Source organism: Roseateles sp. DAIF2 (assembly GCF_015624425.1).
GTDB lineage: Bacteria > Pseudomonadota > Gammaproteobacteria > Burkholderiales > Burkholderiaceae_C > Kinneretia.
In genome coordinates this window covers 1,066,075-1,086,264 of the sequence record NZ_CP049919.1, presented here as the reverse complement: position 1 = coordinate 1,086,264, position 20,190 = coordinate 1,066,075, and the positions used below count along the sequence as shown (strand labels likewise).

The window sequence follows — 20,190 nt, the reverse complement described above, 5'->3', positions numbered from 1 at the left end:
CCATTCGTCTTGGTCAGCACGGCACTTTTCTCGCCACTGCGATGCGATGACTCCACTCCCCTCGGCCTCCTCTTTCCGCCCTTGTCGGCGCGCCATGCTGGCCTGCGGCGCATGGCTTCTTCTCTGCATCCCCGCCGCCCATGCGCAGGAGCGCAGTTTCAACATCGAGGCGGGCGATCTGAAGGCCGCGCTCGACGCCTATGCCCGGCAGGCCGATGTGCAGCTGATCTACCGCATCGAGGACGTCAGGGGCCTGAGCAGCCCGGGCCTGAAGCGTCGCCTGCCCATCGAGCAGGCACCGGCCCTGCTGCTGCAGGGAACCCCGCTGAAGGCGCGGCGCGATGTCTCCGGCGCCATCGTGATCGCCGGACCGGCCGCGAGCCGGCCGCCGGTCCCCATCAACATGCCCAACCCTTCGAATCCATGAACACTCATGCCCTGCCAGATTCCACGGCCCAGGCGCCACGGCGCGCATCGTTCACCGGCGGGCTGCTGGCCGGCTACGGCTTGCTGGTGCTGGTCATCGCCACCATCTTCAGCGCGCTGGATCGGCAGATCTTCGTGCTGCTGGCCGAACCGCTGGGCCTGAGCCTGGGTCTGTCGGATACCAAGCTGGGCCTGCTGCAGGGCGCGGGCATCACGCTGTTCTCGGGCCTGGCCGCGGTGCCGCTGGGCTGGCTGGCCGATCGTTGGGGTCGTCGCCTGGTGCTGGCGGCCTGCGTGCTGGTATGGGCCGTGGCGACCGCGGCCTGCGGGCTGGCGCGGGACTTCGACGCGCTGTTCATCGCGGCGATCGGCCTGGGCCTGGGCGAGGCGGGCCTGGCGCCCATCGTCTACGGCCTGATCCCGGACATCGTGCCCGAACGACGCCGCGTGCTGGCCAACGGCATCTATGCGCTGGCGGCCATCCTGGGCGCCGGCCTGGGCATCGCCCTCAGCGGGGCCCTGGTCCAGGCGCTCGAGGCAGTCCGGCATGTGCTGCCGGCCGAGCTGCAGCCCATGGAGACCTGGCGTCTGGCCTTCCTGGCCGTCGCCTTGCCGGGCCCCCTCGTGGCGCTGGCGGTGCTGCTGATCCGGCTGCATCCGCAAGGCGGCGCCGTCCTGCTCGATGCGGGGCACGCACGAGCAGCACCCGCGCTGGGCCCGTTCCTGCGCGCGCATCGCCGCACCATGCTCGGGATGTTCGGCGGCTCGGGCCTGGCCGGGCTCGGCGTTGCGGCCAGCGGCAACTGGGTGCCGGTGGTCGCCACGCGCATCTTCGGCGAATCCGCCGCGCAGGTCGGCAACGGCGTGGGGTCGGCCTATCTGCTGGGCACCGGCGCGGGGGCGGCGATCGGCATGGCCTGCGTCAAGCTGCTCGGGCGGCGCGTAGGCCTGGCTCTGCCGGTGCGCGTGGTGGTGATCGGCTCCGCGCTGTCGGTTCTGGCCTCGCTGGCAATGCTGCTGACGCAGAATGCCACCGGCCTGTATCTGCTGTTCGGGCTGCAGGTCGCCACCTTGATCGCCGGTAGCGTCCTGGCGCCGACCATGCTGCAGGACATGAGCCCGGCCGCGCTGCGTTCGCGCGTGATCGCGATCGGCAGCGCCTTGACCGTGGGCCTGAGCGCGCTGAGTCCGGTGCTGGTCGGTGCCTGGTCGGACCGCTTGACGACCCATCCGCATGGCCTGCTGATCGCGATGGCCGGCGTGGGCGCGGCCGCGTTCGCGCTGGCCGCGTTGGCGATGGTCTGGGCCGAACCGCATTTCGCACGCACGGTCGCCGCAATCCATCCCGGGCTGGCCGCGCGCAGGGACTGAAATCCAGGGAACAGACCGCAAGAGCGGCACCCTCATGCCCACCACGGAGACAACGATGAACATGCCATCCAATCGCTTCCGCCCGCGCCGCCGATCTCTTGCCGGCCTCTGCGCCTTGGCCCTGTGCGCGGGCGCCCAGGGCCAGAGTCGCAGCTTCGACATCGCCGGCGGCGATCTCAAGTCCGCGCTCGACGCCTTCGCGCGGCAGTCGAACACCCAGCTGATCTACAAGAGCGACGACCTCAAGGGCTTGTCCAGCAAGGGCCTCAAGCGCAGCCTGCCCGTCGACGAGGCGCTGGCCCAGCTCTTGAGCGGCACGCCCATGAAGGTGCGGCGCGACATCTCCGGCGCGCTGGTGCTGTTCACGGAAACGCCCGCGCCACCGGAAGAGGCGCAGGCCGAGGAGCGCAACACCCTGGGCACGGTCGTCGTCAGCGCCAGCCGGCGCCGCGAGCCCGTGCGCGAGGTGCCGATGCAGGTGAACATCGTCTCCACCGACCATCTGGAGCGCTCCGGCGCCAAGACGCTGCAGGACTATCTCGGCAACCAGGCCGGCGTCGACGCGCAGGGCTCGGGCGGCGCCGGCATCTCCAGCCTCAGCATCCGGGGCGTGAGCACCGGCACGCAGACCATCGCGACGGTCGGCGTGTACATCGACGAGGTCGCGTTCGGCTCCAGCACGGCGGTCGCCAATGGCGCGCAGATGGCGCTGGACATGGGGCTGCTGGACCTGAAGCACATCGAGCTGCTGCGCGGCCCGCAAGGCACCCTGTATGGAGCCAGCGCGATGGGCGGCCTGCTGAAGTACGTGACGAACGAACCCGATACCTACGAGTTCTCGGGCAAGGCGGCGCTGAGCGCATCGACCACGCGCGGCGGCGGCACCGGTCGCACGCTCAGCGCGGTGGTGAATGTGCCGCTGCAGGAGGATGTGGCGGGCTTGCGGATCTCCGCCTTCCGCGATCATGCGGGCGGCTTTGCCGACACCGTCGGTCCCGCCGCCGGCCGCGATGTCGATCGCGGCGACACCACGGGCCTGCGCGCCTCGGTGCTGCTGCAGCCCAACAACCGCTTCAAGGCGCGCCTGACCGGCACGGCGCAGACGATCCGTCGCGACGGCATGAACTTCGTCGACTACGACGCGGCGACGGGCCGGCCGATCGAGGGCGACACGCTGCGCCGCCTCCATGTGCCCGAGCCCTATTCCATCAAGATCAGGCTGGTGGCGGCCGACCTCGAATACGACTTCGGCTGGGCGCGGCTGAACTCCATCAGCTCGCGCCAGCATCTGCGCTCCAACATCCCGACCGACATGAGCCCGGTCTATGTGCCGCTCGCCGCGGGGCTGGGCCTGAACCTGCGCGGCGCCGTCGGCAACGTGGCGGTCTCGCTGGAAAAGACGACCCAGGAGCTGCGGCTGACCTCCAGGCCCGACAAGCAGCTGGAGTGGCTGGCCGGCCTGTACATCAACCGTGAAAGCTCGGTGAACCGCCAGCAGGTCGCCACCACCCTGGCCGATGGCACCCCGGGGCCGGAGCTGCTGGTTGCCGGCATCCCGGGCTCCTACCGCGAAGTGGCGCTCTACGGAGACCTGACCTGGAAGTTCGCCAACGGCCTGTCCCTGACCGGCGGCCTGCGCAGCGCCCGCAACAAGCAGCATTACGTGCAGCAGAGCGACGGCCTGCTGGCCGGGGGCGCGCAGGCGATCGACGCCGAGTCCAGCGACACGAGCCGCACCTGGTTGCTCACGGCCCGCTATGCCCTGACGCCGGCCAGCTCGGTCTATGTGCGCGGCGCCAGCGGCTACCGGCCCGGCGGCCCGAATGCCGTGCTGCGCGATCTCAACACCGGCGAACCCACCGCACCGCCCGCGTTCCGCCCCGACACGCTCGTCAGCTACGAGGCCGGCTACAAGGCGGATCTGCTGGACAAGCGGTTCTCGATCGAGGCCGCCGTGTTCCGGCTCGACTGGAAGGACCTGCAGCAGCTGCAGCCGATCAACGGCCTGTCGGTTGTGACCAACGCCGGCTCGGCCCGGGTGAACGGCGCGGAACTGGTGCTGAACTACCGGCCCGACCGGCATTGGAGCTTCGGCGGTAACGCGGCCCTGATCGACGCCAAGCTCAGCGAGGACGCGCCGGGTCTGAACGCGCCGGCGGGCACCAGGCTTCCCAACAGCGCCCGCTTCTCGGCCAGCCTGCAGGCCAGCTATGCCTTCAGCCTGTCGGGTCATGCCAGCTACCTGAGCCTGGCCCAGCGCTATGTGGGGCGGCGCAATGGCGGCCTGGATGGCAGCGCCGCGGTGCCGCCGTACTGGATGCCTTCCTACACCCTGACCGACCTGCAGGCCGGCATGGATTTCAAGCGCGCCAGCCTGTCGCTCTTCGTCCGCAACCTGTTCGACAAGCGGGCGCAGGTTTCCTCTGGCAACCTCCTGCAGGCGCTGGGCGGTCCGGTGTGGGTGAACCTGGCGCAGCCACGCACCCTGGGCGCCACCGTGACGGTACCTTTCTGACATGGGCGGCACGAACAACACCGCGCTGGACACGCTGTTCCAGCCCTTTGACCGGCATGACGCACCGGGCCTGGTTGTCGGCATCGCCCATCGGGGCCGGCTGCTGTATCGCCGGGGCTTCGGCATGGCCAGTCTCGAACATGCGGTGGCCAACACGCCCGCCACCCGCATGCCGATCGGCTCCTCCAGCAAGCATTTCACCAGCCTGGCGATCCTGCTGCTGGCCGAGGAGGGCCTGCTGGAGATCGATGCCGGCGTGCGCCGCTATCTGCCCGAGCTGCCGGCGCCCCGCGGCGAACCCACGCTGCGCCAGCTGATGTCTCACACCGGCGGCCAGCGCTGCTACCTGGACGCCGGCTTCCTGGCCGACGGCATGGGCATCAAGCCGGCCGGCGCGGCGATGGCCCTGATGCGGCGCCAGACCGACGCCAACTTCGCGCCGGGCGAGAAGATGATCTATAGCAATGGCGGCTATCACCAGCTGTCGCAGATCATCGCGCGCGTCAGCGGCATGAGCTACGAGGCCTTCCTGAAGGCACGCCTGTTCGACCCGCTGGGCATGGCCGACACGGCCTCGGTACGCAGCGACTTCGAGATCCACCCCGGCATGGCCACCCTGCATGTGCCGGTGCCGCCGGAGCTCGGCGGCGGCTGGCGGCGCGGCATCTTCCCAAGCGAGGAGGCCAGCGGCGACGGCGCGACCGTGACCACGGTGGACGACATGCTGCGCTGGCTGGCCCATCTGCGCTCGCCGCACAAGATCGTGGGCAGCGCGCGCAGCTGGGATCAACTGCTGTCCCCCGCAGCGCTCGGCAACCGCCTGCGGCTGCCCTACGCGCTGGGCCTGATGCGGCACGACTACCGCGGGGTGGAGCTGATCCACCATGCCGGTGGTGTCGTGGGCGGCAGCTGCCAGATCCTCACCGCACCAGCCCATGCGCTGGACATCGTCATCATGGCCAACGGGGTGCAGGCCAGCCCCGTGCAGCTGGCCTACCAGGTCGTCGACCTCGTGCTCGGCGACGCGCTGCGGCCGCCACCGCCCAAGGCCGATGCGGCGCGCTTTCGGGCCATGCTCGGGACGCGCTATCACGCCCCGGACTCCGGCCTCGTGATCGGCTTCGCCGAGGGCGGGGACGGAACGCTCGGCCTGAGCTTCCTCAACGGCCCGCCGCTGTCGCTGCGCGACGAGGGCGAGGCCCTGCGGCTGCGCATCCAGGATCTCGCCATCGGTCCGCTGGAGATGCCGTCGCAGGCCCTGGCAGGCGAGCCGCCCGACACGCTGCTCTTCAGCGAAGGCGGCCACGCCGAGCGGGCCCAGCGCTTGCCCAGCCCTCCGCCATCGCTGGCGGAGGCGGGCTCGGCGCTGGTCGGCCGCTACCTGGCGCCGGACCTGGATGCCGAAGCGACGATGGCGTTCGAGGGTGAGCGCCTGCTGCTGCGCGTCGCGGGGCACTATGGCACGACGTCGATGACCCTGGATGCCTACGCCAGCGACGTCTTCGGCTGGCAGATGGAGGATCCCTTCCTGCCCTTGCGCGGCACGCTGAATGTGCAGCGTGAAGCCGGTCGCGTCATCGGGTTCCAGCTCGACACCTGGCGCACGCGCGGTCTTCGATTCGATCGGGCGATCGGCTGAACCTCCAGCGCGATCGACGCTCGGTACTTACCCGAAATTGCCGCGGAATCGCTGCCGCGGTTCGTCTTGAGGGGCAGGGGCGCATGGGCGCCCTTCCTTCGAGCCGAGACCAGCGATGAGCCATACGAAAAGCGAGCAATCCAGCACCACCCGGAACGACGCCGTTCCCGCCGCCGAACCCACCACCAGTGCGGCCGCCCTGGACGCCTTGTTCCAGTCGGTGAACCGCAGTGATGCGCCGGGCCTCGTGGTCGGCATCGCGCATCGGGGCAAGACGATCTACCGCCGGGGCTTCGGCATGGCCAGCCTCGAACATGCGGTGGCCAACACGCCCTGGACGCGCATGCGCATCGGCTCCACCAGCAAGCATTTCGCCTGCTTCGCCGCGCTGCTGTTGGCCGAAGACGGCAAGCTGGACATCGACGCCGGCGTGCGCAGCTACCTGCCGGAGCTCCCGGCCTTCGCGCAGGGCGAGCCCACCCTGCGCCAGTTGATGAACCACACCAGCGGCTACCGCTGCCACCTGGACCTGGCCTTCATCGCGTTCAGCACGGCCATCATGCCCAAAGGCAGCGGCCTGACGGCCATGGCCCGGCAGCAAGAGATGAACTTCGCGCCGGGCGAGAACATGGTGTACTGCAACGGCGGCTATCACCTGCTGTCCCTGGTCATCGAACGACAGTCCGGCATGCCGTTCGAACGCTTCCTGCAGGAGCGCATCTTCACGCCGCTGGGCATGGTCGACACGGCATCGGTTCCGAGCGACCTGGAGATCCACGCCGGCATCGCGACCCTGCACGAGGCGCTGCCGCCGGCGCAGGGCGGTGGCTGGCGGCGCGGCATCTTCCCATCGGAGGAAATTCGCGGAGAAGGCGCGATGGTCTCCACCATCGACGACATGCTGCGCTGGCTGGCACATCTGCGCGCGCCGCAGAAGTCCGTGGGCAGCGCCGCGAGCTGGCAGCAGATGACCGCTTGCGCAAGGCTGAACAACGGCCTCGTCAATCCCTACGCGCTCGGCCTGATGCGCCACGACTACCGAGGCCTGGAGGTGATCCATCACGCGGGCGGCGTGGTCGGCGGATCGTGCCAGATGCTGACGGTGCCAGGTCATGCCCTGGACATCATCATCATCGTCAATGGCGCCCCGGTGAATCCGATGGAGCTCGCCAACCAGGTGATCGACACGGTGCTGGGTGATGCCGAACTCGGCCCCGCGCCGCAGAAGGCCGCCGCCGATCGCTTCAAGCCGATGCTGGGCGCGCGCTACGCCGATGCCAGCTGCGTGATCGAGTTTGCGCCGGCCCCGGAGGGCCGGTTGGGCCTGAAGTTCCTGAACGGACCGCCGGTCCCGATGCGCGAGGAAGGCGAGCAGCTGCGCATCGGCTTCGAGGACCTGGCGGTCGGGCCGCTGATCTTGAGCGCCGGCCAGCTCGCCACCGAGGGGGATGCCCCCGCGGCACTCGATCTCCATGAGGCGGGCCGGCATTGCCGACTGGAGCGTCTGCCTGCAAGCACGCCCGACGCTGCCAGCCTCGGCACCGATCTGCTGGGCCGGTATCGCTCGGCCGACCTGGCCGCCATCGCCACGGTGTTCCTGCAGGACGGTGCGCTGCGGCTGCGCATTGCCGGGTCTTACGGTGCCATGTCGGCGGAGCTTCAAACCTTTTCCCCCGCCGTCTACGGCTGGTCCGAGGTCGACTCGATGCAGTTTCCGCCGAGCACGGGTGTGCTGCACGTCGAGAGCATTGAGGAGTCGACCGGACGGGTGGCGGCGTTCCGTCTCAACACCATGCGCTCGCGCCATCTGCACTTTCAGCGTCTGGCCGATTGAGGAGATTCGCGATGAAGTTTTTCATAGCCCAGCTCGCCACCGAGACCAACACCTTCGCCGCCACACCCACGGGATGGCAAGGCTTCGAGGAACAGGGGCTGTATCGCGGCGATGCCAGCCGCCTGGCCCCAACCGGGACGGGCGCCTACCTGCATGCCATCCGTTCGATGATCGAGGCCGATGGTCACGAGGTGGCCGAGGGCCTGTGTGCCCTGGCCGAACCCTCCGGTCGCACCGTGCGTGCCGTGTACGAATCGCTGCGTGATCAGCTGCTTGAAGACCTGCGCACAGCGCTTCCCGTCGATGCGGTCCTGCTGCTTTTGCATGGCGCCATGGTGGCCGAGGGCTACGATGATTGCGAAGGCGATCTGCTGTCCCGCATCCGCGACATCGTCGGCCCCGATGTGCCGGTCGGCGCGGAACTCGACCTGCATTGCCACTTCACCGAGCGCATGCGTGCGTCGGCCGACCTGATCATCGCCTTCAAGGAGTACCCGCACACCGATGGCACGGCGCGGGCCCGGGAGCTGTACCGTCTGCTCGTCGATAGGCACAACGGCCGCATTCGGCCCGTCACCGCCGTGCATGACTGCCGCATGGTCGGCCTGTGGCACACCACCCGCGAGCCGATGGCCGGCTTCGTGCGGCGCATGCAGTCCTTCGAGGGACGCGATGGCGTGCTCTCCGTCTCGCTCGGCCATGGATTCCCCTGGGGGGACGTGCCCGAATCCGGCGCCAAGCTGTGGGTGATCACCGACGGTGACCCAACGCAGGCCCAGGCGCTGGCCGACCGGCTCGGCCATGAGTTCTGGGCGCTGCGCGAGCAGACCGGGGGCAACACGCTGCCGCTGGATGAAGCCCTCGACCAGGCCCTTGCACAGCCGGGACTGGTCGTGTTGGCCGATGTCGCAGACAACCCGGGGGGCGGCGCACCGGGTGACAGCAGCTTCATCCTGCGGCGCGTGCTGGAACGCGGCATCGGCCAGGTCGCGCTCGGCGCGTTCTGGGACCTGGGGGCCATCCACCTCTGCCGCGAGGCCGGCGTCGGCGCGCTGATCGACCTGCGCGTCGGCGGCAAATGCGGGCCGAGCTCCGGGGAGCCGGTGGACCTGCGCGTCACGGTCCGTGCCATCGTCGAGAACCACAGCCAGAGCGCCGTGGTGGTCGGCGATCGGGCGCCGCTGGGCACGGCGGTCTGGGTGGAGGCGCCGAACGGCGTCCACCTCGTGCTCGCCTCCGTCCGGGGTCAGGTCTTCAGCCCGGAGGCCTTCACCGGTCTGGGTCTGCGCCTGGAGGACATGAAGCTGGTGGTGGTCAAGTCGACCCAGCATTTCCACACCGAGTTCGCGCCGATCTCGCAAGCCGTGCTCTATGCCGCCACGCCGGGTGCGATCGCGCCCGACTTCGCCGCCATCCCCTATCGGGTGCGCAACCTGAACTACTGGCCGCGCGTGGCCGACCCTCGGGCCGATCGCGGCTGAATCTTCCAACCTCAACATACTCCGGGAAGCGCGCCATGCTGCTTGACTGCTCAATCACCACCGAAGACTGGCCACTGCAAGAGCCCTTCGAGATTTCCAATGCCGTGATGACCGCGATCGACGTGCTCCTGGTCGAGCTGCGCGATGCCGATGGCCATGTCGGCCGCGGCGAGGCGGCCGGCGTTTCCTACGACGGGGAGACCCCGGCGTCGATGGCGGCCCAGGTCCACGGGCTGCGCCCGCGTCTGCATGCCGACCTGTCCTTCGACGAGCTGATGCAATGGCTGCCGGCCGGCGGCGCGCGCAACGCGCTGGACTGCGCGCTATGGGATCTGCGATCCAAGCAGGCCGGCCGGCGCGCATGGCAACTGGCCGGGCGCGAACAACAGGTGCTGCCGGTCGAGACCGCCTACACGATCGGCCTGGGCCAGGAGGCGGATGTACGCCGCAAGATCCGTGCGGCCCGCCACATGCCCTTGCTCAAGCTGAAGGCGGACAAGACCCGCCATCTCGACATGGTCCGCTTCGCGCGCGAGGAGCATCCCGCAGCGCGCCTGATGATCGATGCCAACCAGGCCTGGGATCGCCGGCTGCTGGAAAAGATCCTGCCGGAGCTGCAAGCTCATGGCGTGGAGCTGATCGAACAGCCGGTGCCGCGCGGCGACGATGCGCAGCTCGATGGCCTGGCCTCGCCCATCCCCCTGGCCGCCGATGAGTCCTGCAATGACCGCGGATCGCTGCATGCGTTGAAGGGCCTCTACCAGTACATCAACATCAAGCTCGACAAGAGCGGAGGCCTGAGCGAAGGCCTGGCCCTGGCCCGGACCGCCCATCAAATGGGATTCGGGCTGATGGTGGGCAATATGGGAGGGACGGCGCTGGCGATGGCACCTGCTTTTATCGTTGCCCAGGAATGCCGTTTTGTCGATCTCGATGGGCCGCTGCTGCTCGCACGCGACCGTGAGCCCGCCATGCGCTACGAGGCGGCGCAGCTCAGCCCGCCGGACGCTGCCTTGTGGGGCTAGGCAGGTCGGCAGGGCCAAGCGCCGCACTCACTTATCGCAACAGCACCGGCCCCTGCAGCGGATGCGCCAGCACCCACTGGCTGCCATCGCTCCGCACGCTGACCGGCAGCACCGCCCCGGCCTGCCAGGCCTGCAGGGAGCCGCCCGCGACAGCATCCACCCGCAGGCTCAAGGGCGTGGCATAGCGCTGGCAGGTCTCACCGCTGTTGTTGAAGCTGAGCAGGAGCCCCGTGGCCACCCGCTCCACCGAGGGCGCGCAGGCTTCGCGCGCCACGCGGTAGCGCAACACCTCGGACACCCCGGCCACCCACAGGCGGCCGCTTTGCGCGGCTTGCTGCACGGCATCCAGGTGGGCCTGGTAGGCCGCCAGGGGCACGGACTCGTAGTAGGCGTCATTCACCGAATGAAAGACGCGCAGGCCCCAGCCGCCCTGGGCCAGGGTGTCGCGCAGGTAGTTGGGCAGGGAGCCCGGGTTGTCCGCCCCCTGGTCGGCATTGACATAGACCAGGAAGCGCAGGCGGAAGGGGTCGCCGAAGTTGGCGGCATTCACCCCGCTGGCCTGCCAGTAGTTGGGCGTGCGCGTGCCCAGGTATTGCGGCATGGACTTCAGGAAGGCCAGTTGCTCATCGGTGGCCGCGTCGAAGGGGAAGCTGAAGAACTGCATCTGGTAGCCCTCCAGCATCTCGGCCACTTTCTGCGTGGACTGGCGGATCTCCAGCTCGTTGCCGCCCCATTTGCGCGAGGCCCAGTCCGCGTCCAGCGGATGGCCATGGTCCCAGGAGTGATTGAAGACCTCATGCCCGCGCGACACAAAGCCCTTCAAGCGCGGCCAATGGGGTGACCAGGCCGGATCCCCGCAGCTGCCAGATATCACGCCGAAGGAGGCCACGAGGCCACGCCGCGCCAGCTCCTGCTCGCCCAGCACCTGGCCCTCGTCATTGGTCCAGCCGCAGTAGTCGTCGAAGAGGATGCTGTAGGCCGCCTGCGCCCCCGCCTTCCAGGTGCTGACACCCAGCTGGGCGCCCTGGGTGCGGGCGTTGGCCAGCAAAGCCCAGGCCTCGCGGTCCTGCCCCGGCTGCGCGCCCCGGGACCAGTAGCGCGCCTCGTAGATGCGGCCGTCCCATTGCACGCGGCTGCCCTTGGCATAGGCCTGGGCCGCCTGCCAGCCGGCCGCGGCCGCCTGCACGGCCACCACCGGCAGGTTCACCCGGCTCACCGGACCGTTGCTGCACTCGCTCCCCTGGCACAGCCGCACTTGCAGGCGGTTTTCGCCTCCACCCAGCGGCGTGGTGCAGCTGCCTTGCTGGGCCTGGCGCCATGCGGTCCAGCTGGCGCTGTCCAGCCGCCCTTCGCAGGCGATGGCGCCATTGCGCAGCAGCTGCCAGCGCTCCGCCGCCGGCCCCCACCATTTGGCCCACTCCACGCGCAGGGGCTGCCCGCTGTCGACCCCCGTGGTATCCAGGGGCAGGACCTGCCCTGCCCCCGGCGCGGCGGCCCCCACGCCCGTGGCCAGCAAGCAGCCGGCCAGGCCCACCACCATCCCCAGCCAACGCCCCGCGCGCAGGCGCTGCACGCCCCGCATCCCAAGCTCTCGACGCACCACCATCATCATCTCTTGTCTCCATGATCGATGCCGGCTTGCGAAGACCGCCCTGGCGGCGCCGTCACCAGCTGTCTGTGAAAGGAAGAAAGGGACTGCTTCGTCGGCATCCGGTTTTCAGACCACCGAGATGCCAGCGCACCCTAACTTCTCTGGATATGAGACACAACCGGTACCAATTTGGCATTTACCCTCGACACCGGCGGCCGAGCGGGCGGGCGTCACCGGAGCAGGCTACAGGAATGTAGGAGCGTGGAAATGGAATGGGGTCAGGTCTTGACCAATCGACCCACCGTCCGCCGACTGCTCTTTCCCCGGAACCGATCCAGTCCCTGGGAATGGCCAGGCCGCGTGGATGCGCAACTCGTCCTCCACGCCGTCGTTGCTGCTCATTGAACCCACAACACCTCGAACTGCTGTCGGATTGCAGCGATCTGCAGCGACAGCTCATCGCCCTCGCATTTACCCAGCATGGCCCTGCCCAACGGGGCCTCGCTACTGATGACCTGCACGAGCTGCTGTGCGCCGCTGAGCAACTTCATGCTGCCGCCACCCGGGCCGAGGAAGAGCTGCTGTTGCGCGCCGTCGGAATCGACCAGGCAGACCAGCGCGCCAAGCTCTATCCCTTTGCTCGCGTCGTAGGGGCGTGGGCGGAACTGGCGCCAGTTGGCTATCGCCTGGCGGACGGCGTCGGCGCGCCGAGCGTGGCCGGTGGCCAGGTAGGCGGCTTCGAGACCCAATGTGTCGTACTTGTTTTCGGCAATGTTCTCTTCGTGAGTCGCCGTTTCGTGGGCCGCCCGCGCGGCCTGTTCGGCCTGCAGCAGGTCTTCTGCGAGCCGTTCCAGCACCTGCTGCTGCAGCAAGAATTTATCGATCATGAAGAAGAAGCCTATCGATCGAACACGCAGGGGCAGGATTGTGACGTTCCATCGGTACCAGCAGCAGATTTCGACGCTGCTTCTGCCGCAGCCCTCGCCATCAATCCTTCATCAATCACCTTGAGCGCGCGGATTCGCGTTGAAGCCTGCAATGTTGGACCACGGGCAGCGCCCCTGCCGCCATCACCCAACTTCCATCGGCTGCATCAGGCTGATTCTGTTGAAAAACTCGCCCGGCCAGCACTGCTGCTTGCGAGAGCACTGCGCGCAGTCGTGTTGGCTGGCCCTGTAGATCACGGTGTCCGCCGTGGTCACTCGGTCACGCCCCACCGTGAAGGTGCGACGTGCGCAGCGAAGCGCATGGCCCTCAGGGCAGAGGTACTCGTTGCTCTGGGCGATCCACTGGAACTCCGAGCTGGAGAGAGTCCCATCCTTGCGACCGGTCTTGTCCCACACGGGCACGTGCGGCTCGATGCCCTTGTCCTTGACCATCCAGCTGAGCATCGGTGCGATGCCATAGGCCATGTCCCCCACCCGTCGCCTTGGCTTGAGGCCGAAGCGGCGTTCGACGCGGTCGACCATGGTCTTCGTCACCTTCAACTCGTGAGATCGAAGCGCGGGCGTGGCCTCGACGTCCACGATGACGCCCGCCGACAGATCGATAAGGTAGTTTTGGTCGAGTACGCGAAGAACGCAGGGCCAACAGGCGCGGCCGTCCATTGCGCGGCTGGGTCCGTCAATGAGACCTTCTTGGGCGGAGGTGGCGGCGATGGCTCATCGTCGGTGGCAGGATTCTCGACCTGCATCGCGCCACTTCATTGCATCGACTCCAGGAACGCCACGAGCACGACTGGCACCGGCCTTGATCACGCTGGCGTCCACGGCAAACCCCTCGCCGCGCACCAGGCCCTCATGCATGCAGCGGCGCAGAACGCTCTCGAAGACCAAGCGGAAGGCATCGCTCTGACGGAAGCGCCCGTGCCGGTTCTTCGAGAAGGTCGAGTGATCGGGGATCTGGTCTTCAAGGTCAAGCCGGCAGAACCAACGATAGGCCAGGTTCAGGTGCACTTCCTCGCAGAGCTTGCGCTCGGATCGAATGCCGAAGCAGTAGCCGATGACCAGCATCCTGATCATCAATTCCGGATCGATCGAGGGGCGGCCGGTGTGGCTGTAGAACGGGGCAAGCTGTTGGCGCAGGTCGCCGAGGTCGAAGTAGCGGTCGATACCCCTGATCAGATGGTCGCGCGGTATGTGGTCGTTGAGGTTAAAGCTGTAGAAGAGTCTGTCCTGCGTGCCGCCGCTCTGACCCATCATCTGCTTGCCCTCCGCCGCTGCGATGCAAGACCTTAGGTCAGCAGACGCTGATTGCCATCGGGTTTTTCAACAGAATCGGCTGAGAGCCGACATTCGAAGAGCGCCGTTGACGGGCCTTACATCGCCATCAGGCGGCGACGTCTCCGGCCGGAAGCGGTGCGACGGTCGATCGCGACTGCGCCCGGTGGTCGCGCCAACGCAGGAAGGGGCGCTCTACCGAGTAGTGAAGAGCCGCACCGAGAACCATCACAGCCAGGGCGTAAACGGCAAACAACACCAGCCCTTGCACCCAAGCAGGCAGCACAGGCACCAACATTTCGTGCACCAGATGCATGGCAATCTTGTGGCTCAGGTGTGCGAGTGCCTCTCACTTCACCCGGGACTACGTGCGGCAGTTCGGCGTTTCACCGGCGAGAGATGCCGCGGTGAAACTCCAAGCCATCCGGGCCATCGGCTCACCGCAGAGTGCCCCCACCACGGCCGCTGCCACTCAGGCGCCTGCATGAGTGGCAGCGTGGACGGACGACTGGCTTACGGCATCAGGACCAGCGAGCCGGTCTTGGCACGCGAGGCGATGTCTTGGTGGGCTTTGTTGGCATCGCGCAGCGGGTACTTCGTGATGGCGACCTCCCCAAGAACGCCAGCCTTCAAGGCAGCAAAGACGTCATTGGTCGCCTGCTGGACATGGCCTGCCAGGTAGGTGGCCATCGGGCCGCCGACCATCTTGAGCCCGCGCTCGGCCACCACGTCCTTGTCAACATTCGGCGCACCGGAGGCGGCACCAATGGAGACGATGGTTCCACCGTCCTTCACAGCCGCCAAGCTGGCATCGAACGTCGCTTTGCCCACGAGCTCGTAGACCACGTCGACGCCGCCAGGCACCAGCTTGCGAAGCTGTGCGCCCAGGTCAGCTGCATCAGACGGCAGCACATGGTCGATGGCACCCGCGAGCGCAGCGCGCTTCGCGTCGCTGCCCGCGGTACCAATAACCGTGGCACCTCGCGCCTTGGCCCAGCGTGCCAGCAGGCTGCCAACCCCACTTGAGGCGCCTTGCACCAGAACCGTCTGGCCAGCCTGGAGCTGGTGATAGCCGTTGAGGCCCGCCCATGCCGTCAGCCCCTTGGTAAGGACCGCGGCGATTTGCTCGGCGCTGAGGTCTTCGGGTACGGCGACCAGCGCCGATGCGTCCACATGCCGAGTCTGGGTGTAGCTGCCAGGCGCCAGGTAGTACGCCGCTCGCTGGCCGACCTGGAAGTTGCTCACGCCCTTGCCGACCGCCTCAATAACGCCAACGCCTTCGACGCCGGGAATGGAGGGCACGGGCACAGGGAAGACGCCCTGACGGAACATCGTGTCGATGAAGTTCACGCCGATGGCCAAGTGGCGCAGGCGGACCTGACCCGCGCCCGGCAGGCCGATATCGGAGTTGTCCTGGACCTCGAGCACTTCGGGGCCGCCATAGGAGTGGAAACGAATGGTGGTGTTCACGTTGAGTTCCTTGATGATTTTTGGATGCAGGGCCAGCTCAGATGACGGCGAGCAGGCCTCCGTCGACCAGCAGTGCGGTGCCAGTGACGTAGCTCGACAGGTCCGAGCCCAGGAATGCGACGGCATCGCCGATTTCGGAGGGCTGGCCAAGGCGGCGCAGCGGCGTTCGCTGGCGGAAGCCTTCGGCCGCCTCGGCAATGCCGGGCGCGGTGCGCAGCAGGTGCGTGTCGATGGTTCCCGGAGCCACCGCGTTCACGCGGATTCCGTCCGGCCCCAGTGCGTCGGCAAGAGACTTGGCCATCAGCACGACACCGCCCTTGCTGGTTGAGTACGCCACCGTGATGCCCGCACCAGACAGACCGCCCATGCTGGCCATCAGCACGATGCTGCCCTTCTTGCCGTTGGCCTTCATCTGACGAGCAGCGGCCTGAGCACTGAAGAGCGTACCGTCCAGGTTCACGGCGAGCAGCTTGCGGAAGTCGTCAGCAGACACGTCCGGACCGTCGGCCTTCAGGCTGATGCCGGCGTTGGCCACCATCACGTCAACACCGCCGAACTCAGCAGCCGCCTCGACGAGCGCGTCGACCTCTTCCTTCTTGCTCACGTCGGCCTTGACGAAAGTCGTCGCGACGCCAAGCAGCTTGATTTCATCAGTGGTGGGCGAGCCTCCTTCGCGAGGGTCGGGGCTGATGTCGGAGACGACGACGGCTCGGGCGCCGTGCTTGGCCGCATTGATGGCGATGGCCCGGCCAATGCCGCTGGAGGCACCGGTGACGACAACGACCTTGTTTTGCAGAATGTTGGTGTTCATGTCGTTCTCTTTTGCCTTATTGCGGCAGCGCGTTGAGTTGCTTCAAGACCGAGTACAGGTTGGCAACGCCCCAGTGCTCAGTAATCTTTCCGCCCTGCACGCGCATGGCGTCGACCGTCTCGAACTGAATCGGCTTGCCGCTGGCGGGGATGCCCAGGAAGTCGCCCTTGTGGGTGCCGTGATAGGTCTTGTAGGTCGTCACGACGTCTCCATCGGCGCGCTGCCAGTGGATGACAGCGTGAAAGTCCGGGAAGGCCTCGCGCAGCTTCTTGTAGAGGCCCAGGGCGCCCGCTTTGTCGGGCGTGCAGTTGGGCTGCGGCGTGTGGTCCAGAAAGTCGTCGGAGAAGAGCTCGTCGAACAGAGCCCAGTTGCCGCCGCCTTGCACTTCGGCGGTGTTGCGACGGATGACGGCCTTGGCGGCCTCGCTGATGTTGGTGATGTCAGTCATGATGGTTCTTTCCTTGGATGGGTTCAGATTTCAAAGCCGCCGATGGTCATGCCGCCGTCAACGACGAGCATCTGACCCATGACGTAGGAGGAAGCCTCAGAGGCGAGCCACACAGCAGCAGCAGCAATCTCGGAGGGACGGGCGCCGCGCTTGGCCGGGATGGCCGAGGTGGCGAGTTCTGCGAAGCCAGGGTTTTGTGCGCTGGCCTCCTTGACCATGGGCGTTTCGGTCCAGCCAGGCGCCAGTGCATTGATGCGCAAGCCGTGAGCCGCGTTCTCCATGGCGGCGACGCGCGTCAGGCCGTGCACGCCATGCTTGGACGCCGCGTAGGCGCTCATCCCGCCCGGGCCGGTCAGTGCCACCACCGAGGCGGTGTTGACGATGGCCCCCCCGCCGGTGCGCCGCAGCAGCGGAATCTGGTGCTTCATTCCCAGGAAGACACTCTTGAGGTTGACCGCAATGACTCGGTCAAAGTCTTCCGTGGGGTAGTCCTCGATGCGGTGAGCCTGACCGGTGATGCCGGCGTTGTTGAACGCCACATCCAGTCGGCCCAGTTCCTTGTCGATACGAGCAATGAGCTCGCGAACCTGCGCCTCGTTCGAGACGTCGACCGGCGCGGTCAACACGCGGCCGCCGAGCTCGGAAATCAGGTCCCGGGTGGCGGCCAGGCCGCCCTCGTTCAGGTCAGCCGCAACGACGATTGCGCCGCGGCTTGCGAAGGCTCGAGCGGCCTCGCGACCAATCCCGGAACCTGCGCCGGTGACCAGCGTCACCTTGTTCTCAAAGTCCTTGAGTGCCATCTGCTACTCCTTGAAGTGGTGCAGCTCGTTGCTGCATGGTTCGAAGAGTAGGGACGGCAGACCTATCGCGGTAGCCTCTTTGTTTCGATGGAATTCATCTATTAAGACGATGGATTCATTCAGCCACCCTTGAGGCGGGCGATGAACCAGCGGCCGGCCGGGCCGGGAGGAGCATCGCCGCGGTAGACGGCATACATGGCGATGCTGGGCGTGGCTGGCTGATGCACTTCGAGGTTGATTTGCACCAACTCGCCGCTGTCCAGGTCCCGTTGCACCATCTCCCGCGGCATGTGGCCCCAGCCAAAGCCGGCTTTCAGAAAGGCGTGTTTCGCCCCCAGGTCCGCCAGGCGCCAAATCTGCGCAGCCAGAACCCCGTAACTGCGCCCCGCGCTCAGGGTCGTCCGGTCGGTCAACACCAGTTGAACGTGTCGCTCCAGCTCGCTGGAGCTGAGCGGGCCTTGCATCGACGCCAGGGGGTGTGACGGCGAGACCACGGTCACCATGGGTACCTGCGCGAGGGCCTCCGACCTTGTGCCCTCTGGCACGACCGGAAGTGAGCCGACGACACCGAGTTGGCAGGTGCCGTCGAGCACCGGCTGCACCACGGCGCCGAGCGCTTCCACATACATCCGCAAGGGTGTCGTTGGGAATTGTTCCTTGAAGGCACCGACTGCGGCCGTCAGTGCGCTCATGGGGAACATGACATCCACCGCCACCGAGAGCTCGGGCTCCAGCCCCTCGGAGAGCGTGCGGGCCCGTGCCTTGAAGCTGTCCATGCCGTAGATGACCGTCTTGGCCTCGCCCAGCAAAGCCTTGCCCTCCTCGGTCAGCACCGGGTAGCGAGCGGAGCGGTCGAACAGCGTCACCCGGAGCTGTCCCTCGAGATTGGCTAGCGTCTGGCTCACAACGGACTGGGCGCGCCGGAGCTTGCGGCCGGCGGCAGAAAAGCTGCCCTCCTCGGCCGCGGCTATGAAGGTACGAAGTTGGTCTAGAGAGACGCCGTCGAGCATTTATCGCTCCTGCAGATGGATTCCATCTAAACATATAGGCTTCTCAGCTAGCTGTCCAGTTTCTAAGCTTCGTTCCATCGCATTAGACGGAGCACAGACATGACAGCCATCTACCAAACGCCGCAGCAAACCAGTACCTCTGAACGGGCTTTTCGCCGGTCCAGCGATGCGCAAACTTCTCACCGCGGCATCGCCGCTCGCACCAGCGGTCGAATCCACGGGCCAGTGAATCGCCTCGTGAGTCCGCACATGGCGGGCAGCTACCTCAAGCCGTTCGTCTTCCTGGACTACTTCGACTTCCAGTCGGCCGGCGAGACGATGTTCCCGATGCATCCGCACTCGGGCATCGCAACGACGACGGTCCTGCTGGAGGGCGGCATGCGCTATGAAGACACCACCGGCGCCAGTGGCGTGCTGGAGGCCGGTTCCGTTGAATGGATGCGCGCCGGCAAAGGCGTGTGGCACGACGGTGTGCCGCTTCCTGGCCAGCGACTGCGCGGCTACCAGCTGTGGGTGGCTTTGCCCCAAGCCCTGGAGCTGGGGCCTGCTCAAAGCCAGTACCTCCGGCCGGCCGAGGTCGCGCAGGTCAACAACGTGCGCGTCATCCTCGGCCAGTACCAGGGCGTCAACAGCAAGGTCAACTCGCCCGAGGGCATCCAGTACCTGCACGTGTCCCTCAAGGCCGGCGAAAGCATTGAGCTGGAACCGCCGGCCGGCCACGACGTCGCGTGGTTGCATGTCGGCAAGGGTGCCCTGGCCAGCGGCGATGAGCGAATTGCCAAGGAGCTGGTGGTCTTCGAAGAAGGCACCCAAGCGATTCACCTGACCGCTGAGCACGCCGCCGACTTCATCTTCGGCACCGCGCGCAAACATCCTCACGACCTGGTGCTGGGCTCCTACTCGGTGCACACGTCTCATGCCGCGCTTCGACACGGCGAACAAGAAATTGCTCGGCTTGGCGAGCAACTCCGCGCAAGCGGGCGGGCCGTCTAAGACCCACCTCCCAAGTCACCTCAGTTCTTTACCCACCGCTTTTCTATTCAACCTTTCATTCAGGAGTTTCATCATGCAATCGACCAACACCATTTCCGCTCCCGTCAACGTGTCTGTGCTGCCGCTGATTGGCCGCCTGCTCCTCGCCACCATCTTCCTGGTGAGTGGCTTCGGCAAGCTGATGGCACCGAGCGGCACCATTGGATACATCGCCTCGGTCGGCCTGCCCCTGCCGGAACTGGCCTATGCCGGCGCCCTGGCGGCCGAGCTGGGCGGTGGCCTGTTGCTGGTGCTGGGCTACCGCACCCGCTGGGTAGCCGCAGCGCTGGCCGTGTTCTCGGTCGTCTCCGCTGTGCTGTTCCACAACGCCCTGGGCGACCAGAACCAGTTGTTCCACTTCCTGAAGAACCTGGCCATGGCCGGCGGTCTGCTGCAGTTCATCGCCTTCGGCGGTGGCACCTTCAGTCTGGACGAGCGCAAGTCTGAACTGACGGGTGCCCTGAGCGCCGCTCGCTAAGGCACTGAGGCGTGCCTCCTGCACCGGAGGCACGCCTCTT

At 67.1% G+C, this 20,190-nt stretch carries 17 protein-coding genes and 1 pseudogene; 9 read left to right on the top strand and 9 right to left on the bottom strand.

From position 1 onward, the window contains the following. Nucleotides 1-94 precede the first annotated feature (94 nt). From G8A07_RS05085 to dgcA, 7 genes are all read left to right on the top strand, one after another. Nucleotides 95-427 (top strand): STN domain-containing protein, encoded by a 333-nt coding sequence (locus tag G8A07_RS05085; RefSeq protein ID WP_195796008.1) that lies wholly within the window; start codon nucleotides 95-97, stop codon nucleotides 425-427. Continuing rightward, entirely contained in the window at nucleotides 424-1,797 is a 1,374-nt protein-coding gene (locus tag G8A07_RS05080; RefSeq protein ID WP_195796007.1) for an MFS transporter, read from the top strand. Before G8A07_RS05085 ends, G8A07_RS05080 begins: the two co-directional genes overlap by 4 nt. A 55-nt stretch (nucleotides 1,798-1,852) precedes the next feature. Then, nucleotides 1,853-4,312 carry a TonB-dependent receptor gene (locus tag G8A07_RS05075; RefSeq protein ID WP_249937225.1) on the top strand — a complete coding sequence of 820 codons (2,460 nt, stop codon included), beginning with the start codon at nucleotides 1,853-1,855 and terminating at the stop codon, nucleotides 4,310-4,312. Between the two features lies 1 nt (nucleotide 4,313). Next, nucleotides 4,314-5,951 carry a serine hydrolase gene (locus G8A07_RS05070; protein WP_195796006.1) on the top strand — a complete coding sequence of 546 codons (1,638 nt, stop codon included), beginning with the start codon at nucleotides 4,314-4,316 and terminating at the stop codon, nucleotides 5,949-5,951. Nucleotides 5,952-6,066: 115 nt separating this feature from the next. Next, on the top strand, nucleotides 6,067-7,785 hold the full coding sequence (locus G8A07_RS05065; RefSeq protein ID WP_195796005.1) for a serine hydrolase: 1,719 nt from the start codon (nucleotides 6,067-6,069) through the stop codon (nucleotides 7,783-7,785). Nucleotides 7,786-7,796: 11 nt separating this feature from the next. After that, nucleotides 7,797-9,266 carry a M81 family metallopeptidase gene (locus G8A07_RS05060; RefSeq protein WP_195796004.1) on the top strand — a complete coding sequence of 490 codons (1,470 nt, stop codon included), beginning with the start codon at nucleotides 7,797-7,799 and terminating at the stop codon, nucleotides 9,264-9,266. A gap of 35 nt (nucleotides 9,267-9,301) precedes the next feature. Continuing rightward, nucleotides 9,302-10,291, top strand: coding sequence for an N-acetyl-D-Glu racemase DgcA (dgcA, locus tag G8A07_RS05055; protein WP_195796003.1), 990 nt, complete (start codon nucleotides 9,302-9,304; stop codon nucleotides 10,289-10,291). A gap of 31 nt (nucleotides 10,292-10,322) precedes the next feature. Here dgcA and G8A07_RS05050 read toward each other — a convergent pair whose 3' ends face one another. The 9 genes and pseudogenes from G8A07_RS05050 to G8A07_RS05005 all read right to left on the bottom strand — a co-directional run bounded on the left by G8A07_RS05050 (nucleotide 10,323) and on the right by G8A07_RS05005 (nucleotide 18,640). After that, complete coding sequence (locus G8A07_RS05050; protein ID WP_195796002.1) at nucleotides 10,323-11,903, bottom strand: polysaccharide deacetylase family protein; 1,581 nt, start codon at nucleotides 11,901-11,903, stop codon at nucleotides 10,323-10,325. A 377-nt stretch (nucleotides 11,904-12,280) separates the two neighbouring features. Next, entirely contained in the window at nucleotides 12,281-12,766 is a 486-nt protein-coding gene (locus tag G8A07_RS05045) for a GreA/GreB family elongation factor (protein WP_195797595.1), read from the bottom strand. A gap of 237 nt (nucleotides 12,767-13,003) precedes the next feature. Continuing rightward, a pseudogene (locus tag G8A07_RS27790) lies at nucleotides 13,004-14,083 on the bottom strand (transposase); the annotation flags it as partial. Between the two features lie 127 nt (nucleotides 14,084-14,210). After that, nucleotides 14,211-14,417: a hypothetical protein gene (locus G8A07_RS05030; protein ID WP_195795999.1), complete on the bottom strand. Its 207-nt coding sequence runs from the start codon at nucleotides 14,415-14,417 to the stop codon at nucleotides 14,211-14,213. A gap of 197 nt (nucleotides 14,418-14,614) precedes the next feature. Continuing rightward, the gene (locus G8A07_RS05025; RefSeq protein WP_195795998.1) at nucleotides 14,615-15,571 is read right to left on the bottom strand and encodes a quinone oxidoreductase; all 957 of its coding nucleotides are present in this window, start codon (nucleotides 15,569-15,571) and stop codon (nucleotides 14,615-14,617) included. A gap of 37 nt (nucleotides 15,572-15,608) precedes the next feature. Continuing rightward, entirely contained in the window at nucleotides 15,609-16,382 is a 774-nt protein-coding gene (locus G8A07_RS05020) for an SDR family NAD(P)-dependent oxidoreductase (RefSeq protein WP_195795997.1), read from the bottom strand. 16 nt (nucleotides 16,383-16,398) lie between these two features. Then, the gene (locus G8A07_RS05015; RefSeq protein WP_195795996.1) at nucleotides 16,399-16,830 is read right to left on the bottom strand and encodes an ester cyclase; all 432 of its coding nucleotides are present in this window, start codon (nucleotides 16,828-16,830) and stop codon (nucleotides 16,399-16,401) included. A 23-nt stretch (nucleotides 16,831-16,853) separates the two neighbouring features. Next, nucleotides 16,854-17,630: an SDR family NAD(P)-dependent oxidoreductase gene (locus tag G8A07_RS05010; protein WP_195795995.1), complete on the bottom strand. Its 777-nt coding sequence runs from the start codon at nucleotides 17,628-17,630 to the stop codon at nucleotides 16,854-16,856. A 119-nt stretch (nucleotides 17,631-17,749) separates the two neighbouring features. Next, complete coding sequence (locus tag G8A07_RS05005; protein ID WP_195795994.1) at nucleotides 17,750-18,640, bottom strand: LysR family transcriptional regulator; 891 nt, start codon at nucleotides 18,638-18,640, stop codon at nucleotides 17,750-17,752. 99 nt (nucleotides 18,641-18,739) lie between these two features. Between G8A07_RS05005 and G8A07_RS05000 the strand changes: the two genes are divergently transcribed. Next, complete coding sequence (locus tag G8A07_RS05000; protein WP_195795993.1) at nucleotides 18,740-19,633, top strand: pirin family protein; 894 nt, start codon at nucleotides 18,740-18,742, stop codon at nucleotides 19,631-19,633. A gap of 73 nt (nucleotides 19,634-19,706) precedes the next feature. Continuing rightward, entirely contained in the window at nucleotides 19,707-20,150 is a 444-nt protein-coding gene (locus G8A07_RS04995) for a DoxX family protein (protein ID WP_195795992.1), read from the top strand. The last annotated feature ends 40 nt before the right edge of the window (nucleotides 20,151-20,190 follow it).

What these genes read in the sequence shown, in the direction of transcription:
- G8A07_RS05085 (WP_195796008.1), top strand. Translation starts at nt 95, where the DNA reads ATGCTGGCCTGCGGCGCATGGCTTCTTCTCTGCATCCCCGCCGCCCAT.
- G8A07_RS05080 (WP_195796007.1), top strand. Translation starts at nt 424, where the DNA reads ATGAACACTCATGCCCTGCCAGATTCCACGGCCCAGGCGCCACGGCGC.
- G8A07_RS05075 (WP_249937225.1), top strand. Translation starts at nt 1,853, where the DNA reads ATGAACATGCCATCCAATCGCTTCCGCCCGCGCCGCCGATCTCTTGCC.
- G8A07_RS05070 (WP_195796006.1), top strand. Translation starts at nt 4,314, where the DNA reads ATGGGCGGCACGAACAACACCGCGCTGGACACGCTGTTCCAGCCCTTT.
- G8A07_RS05065 (WP_195796005.1), top strand. Translation starts at nt 6,067, where the DNA reads ATGAGCCATACGAAAAGCGAGCAATCCAGCACCACCCGGAACGACGCC.
- G8A07_RS05060 (WP_195796004.1), top strand. Translation starts at nt 7,797, where the DNA reads ATGAAGTTTTTCATAGCCCAGCTCGCCACCGAGACCAACACCTTCGCC.
- dgcA (WP_195796003.1), top strand. Translation starts at nt 9,302, where the DNA reads ATGCTGCTTGACTGCTCAATCACCACCGAAGACTGGCCACTGCAAGAG.
- G8A07_RS05050 (WP_195796002.1), bottom strand. Translation starts at nt 11,903, where the DNA reads ATGATGATGGTGGTGCGTCGAGAGCTTGGGATGCGGGGCGTGCAGCGC.
- G8A07_RS05030 (WP_195795999.1), bottom strand. Translation starts at nt 14,417, where the DNA reads ATGCATCTGGTGCACGAAATGTTGGTGCCTGTGCTGCCTGCTTGGGTG.
- G8A07_RS05020 (WP_195795997.1), bottom strand. Translation starts at nt 16,382, where the DNA reads ATGAACACCAACATTCTGCAAAACAAGGTCGTTGTCGTCACCGGTGCC.
- G8A07_RS05015 (WP_195795996.1), bottom strand. Translation starts at nt 16,830, where the DNA reads ATGACTGACATCACCAACATCAGCGAGGCCGCCAAGGCCGTCATCCGT.
- G8A07_RS05010 (WP_195795995.1), bottom strand. Translation starts at nt 17,630, where the DNA reads ATGGCACTCAAGGACTTTGAGAACAAGGTGACGCTGGTCACCGGCGCA.
- G8A07_RS05005 (WP_195795994.1), bottom strand. Translation starts at nt 18,640, where the DNA reads ATGCTCGACGGCGTCTCTCTAGACCAACTTCGTACCTTCATAGCCGCG.
- G8A07_RS05000 (WP_195795993.1), top strand. Translation starts at nt 18,740, where the DNA reads ATGACAGCCATCTACCAAACGCCGCAGCAAACCAGTACCTCTGAACGG.
- G8A07_RS04995 (WP_195795992.1), top strand. Translation starts at nt 19,707, where the DNA reads ATGCAATCGACCAACACCATTTCCGCTCCCGTCAACGTGTCTGTGCTG.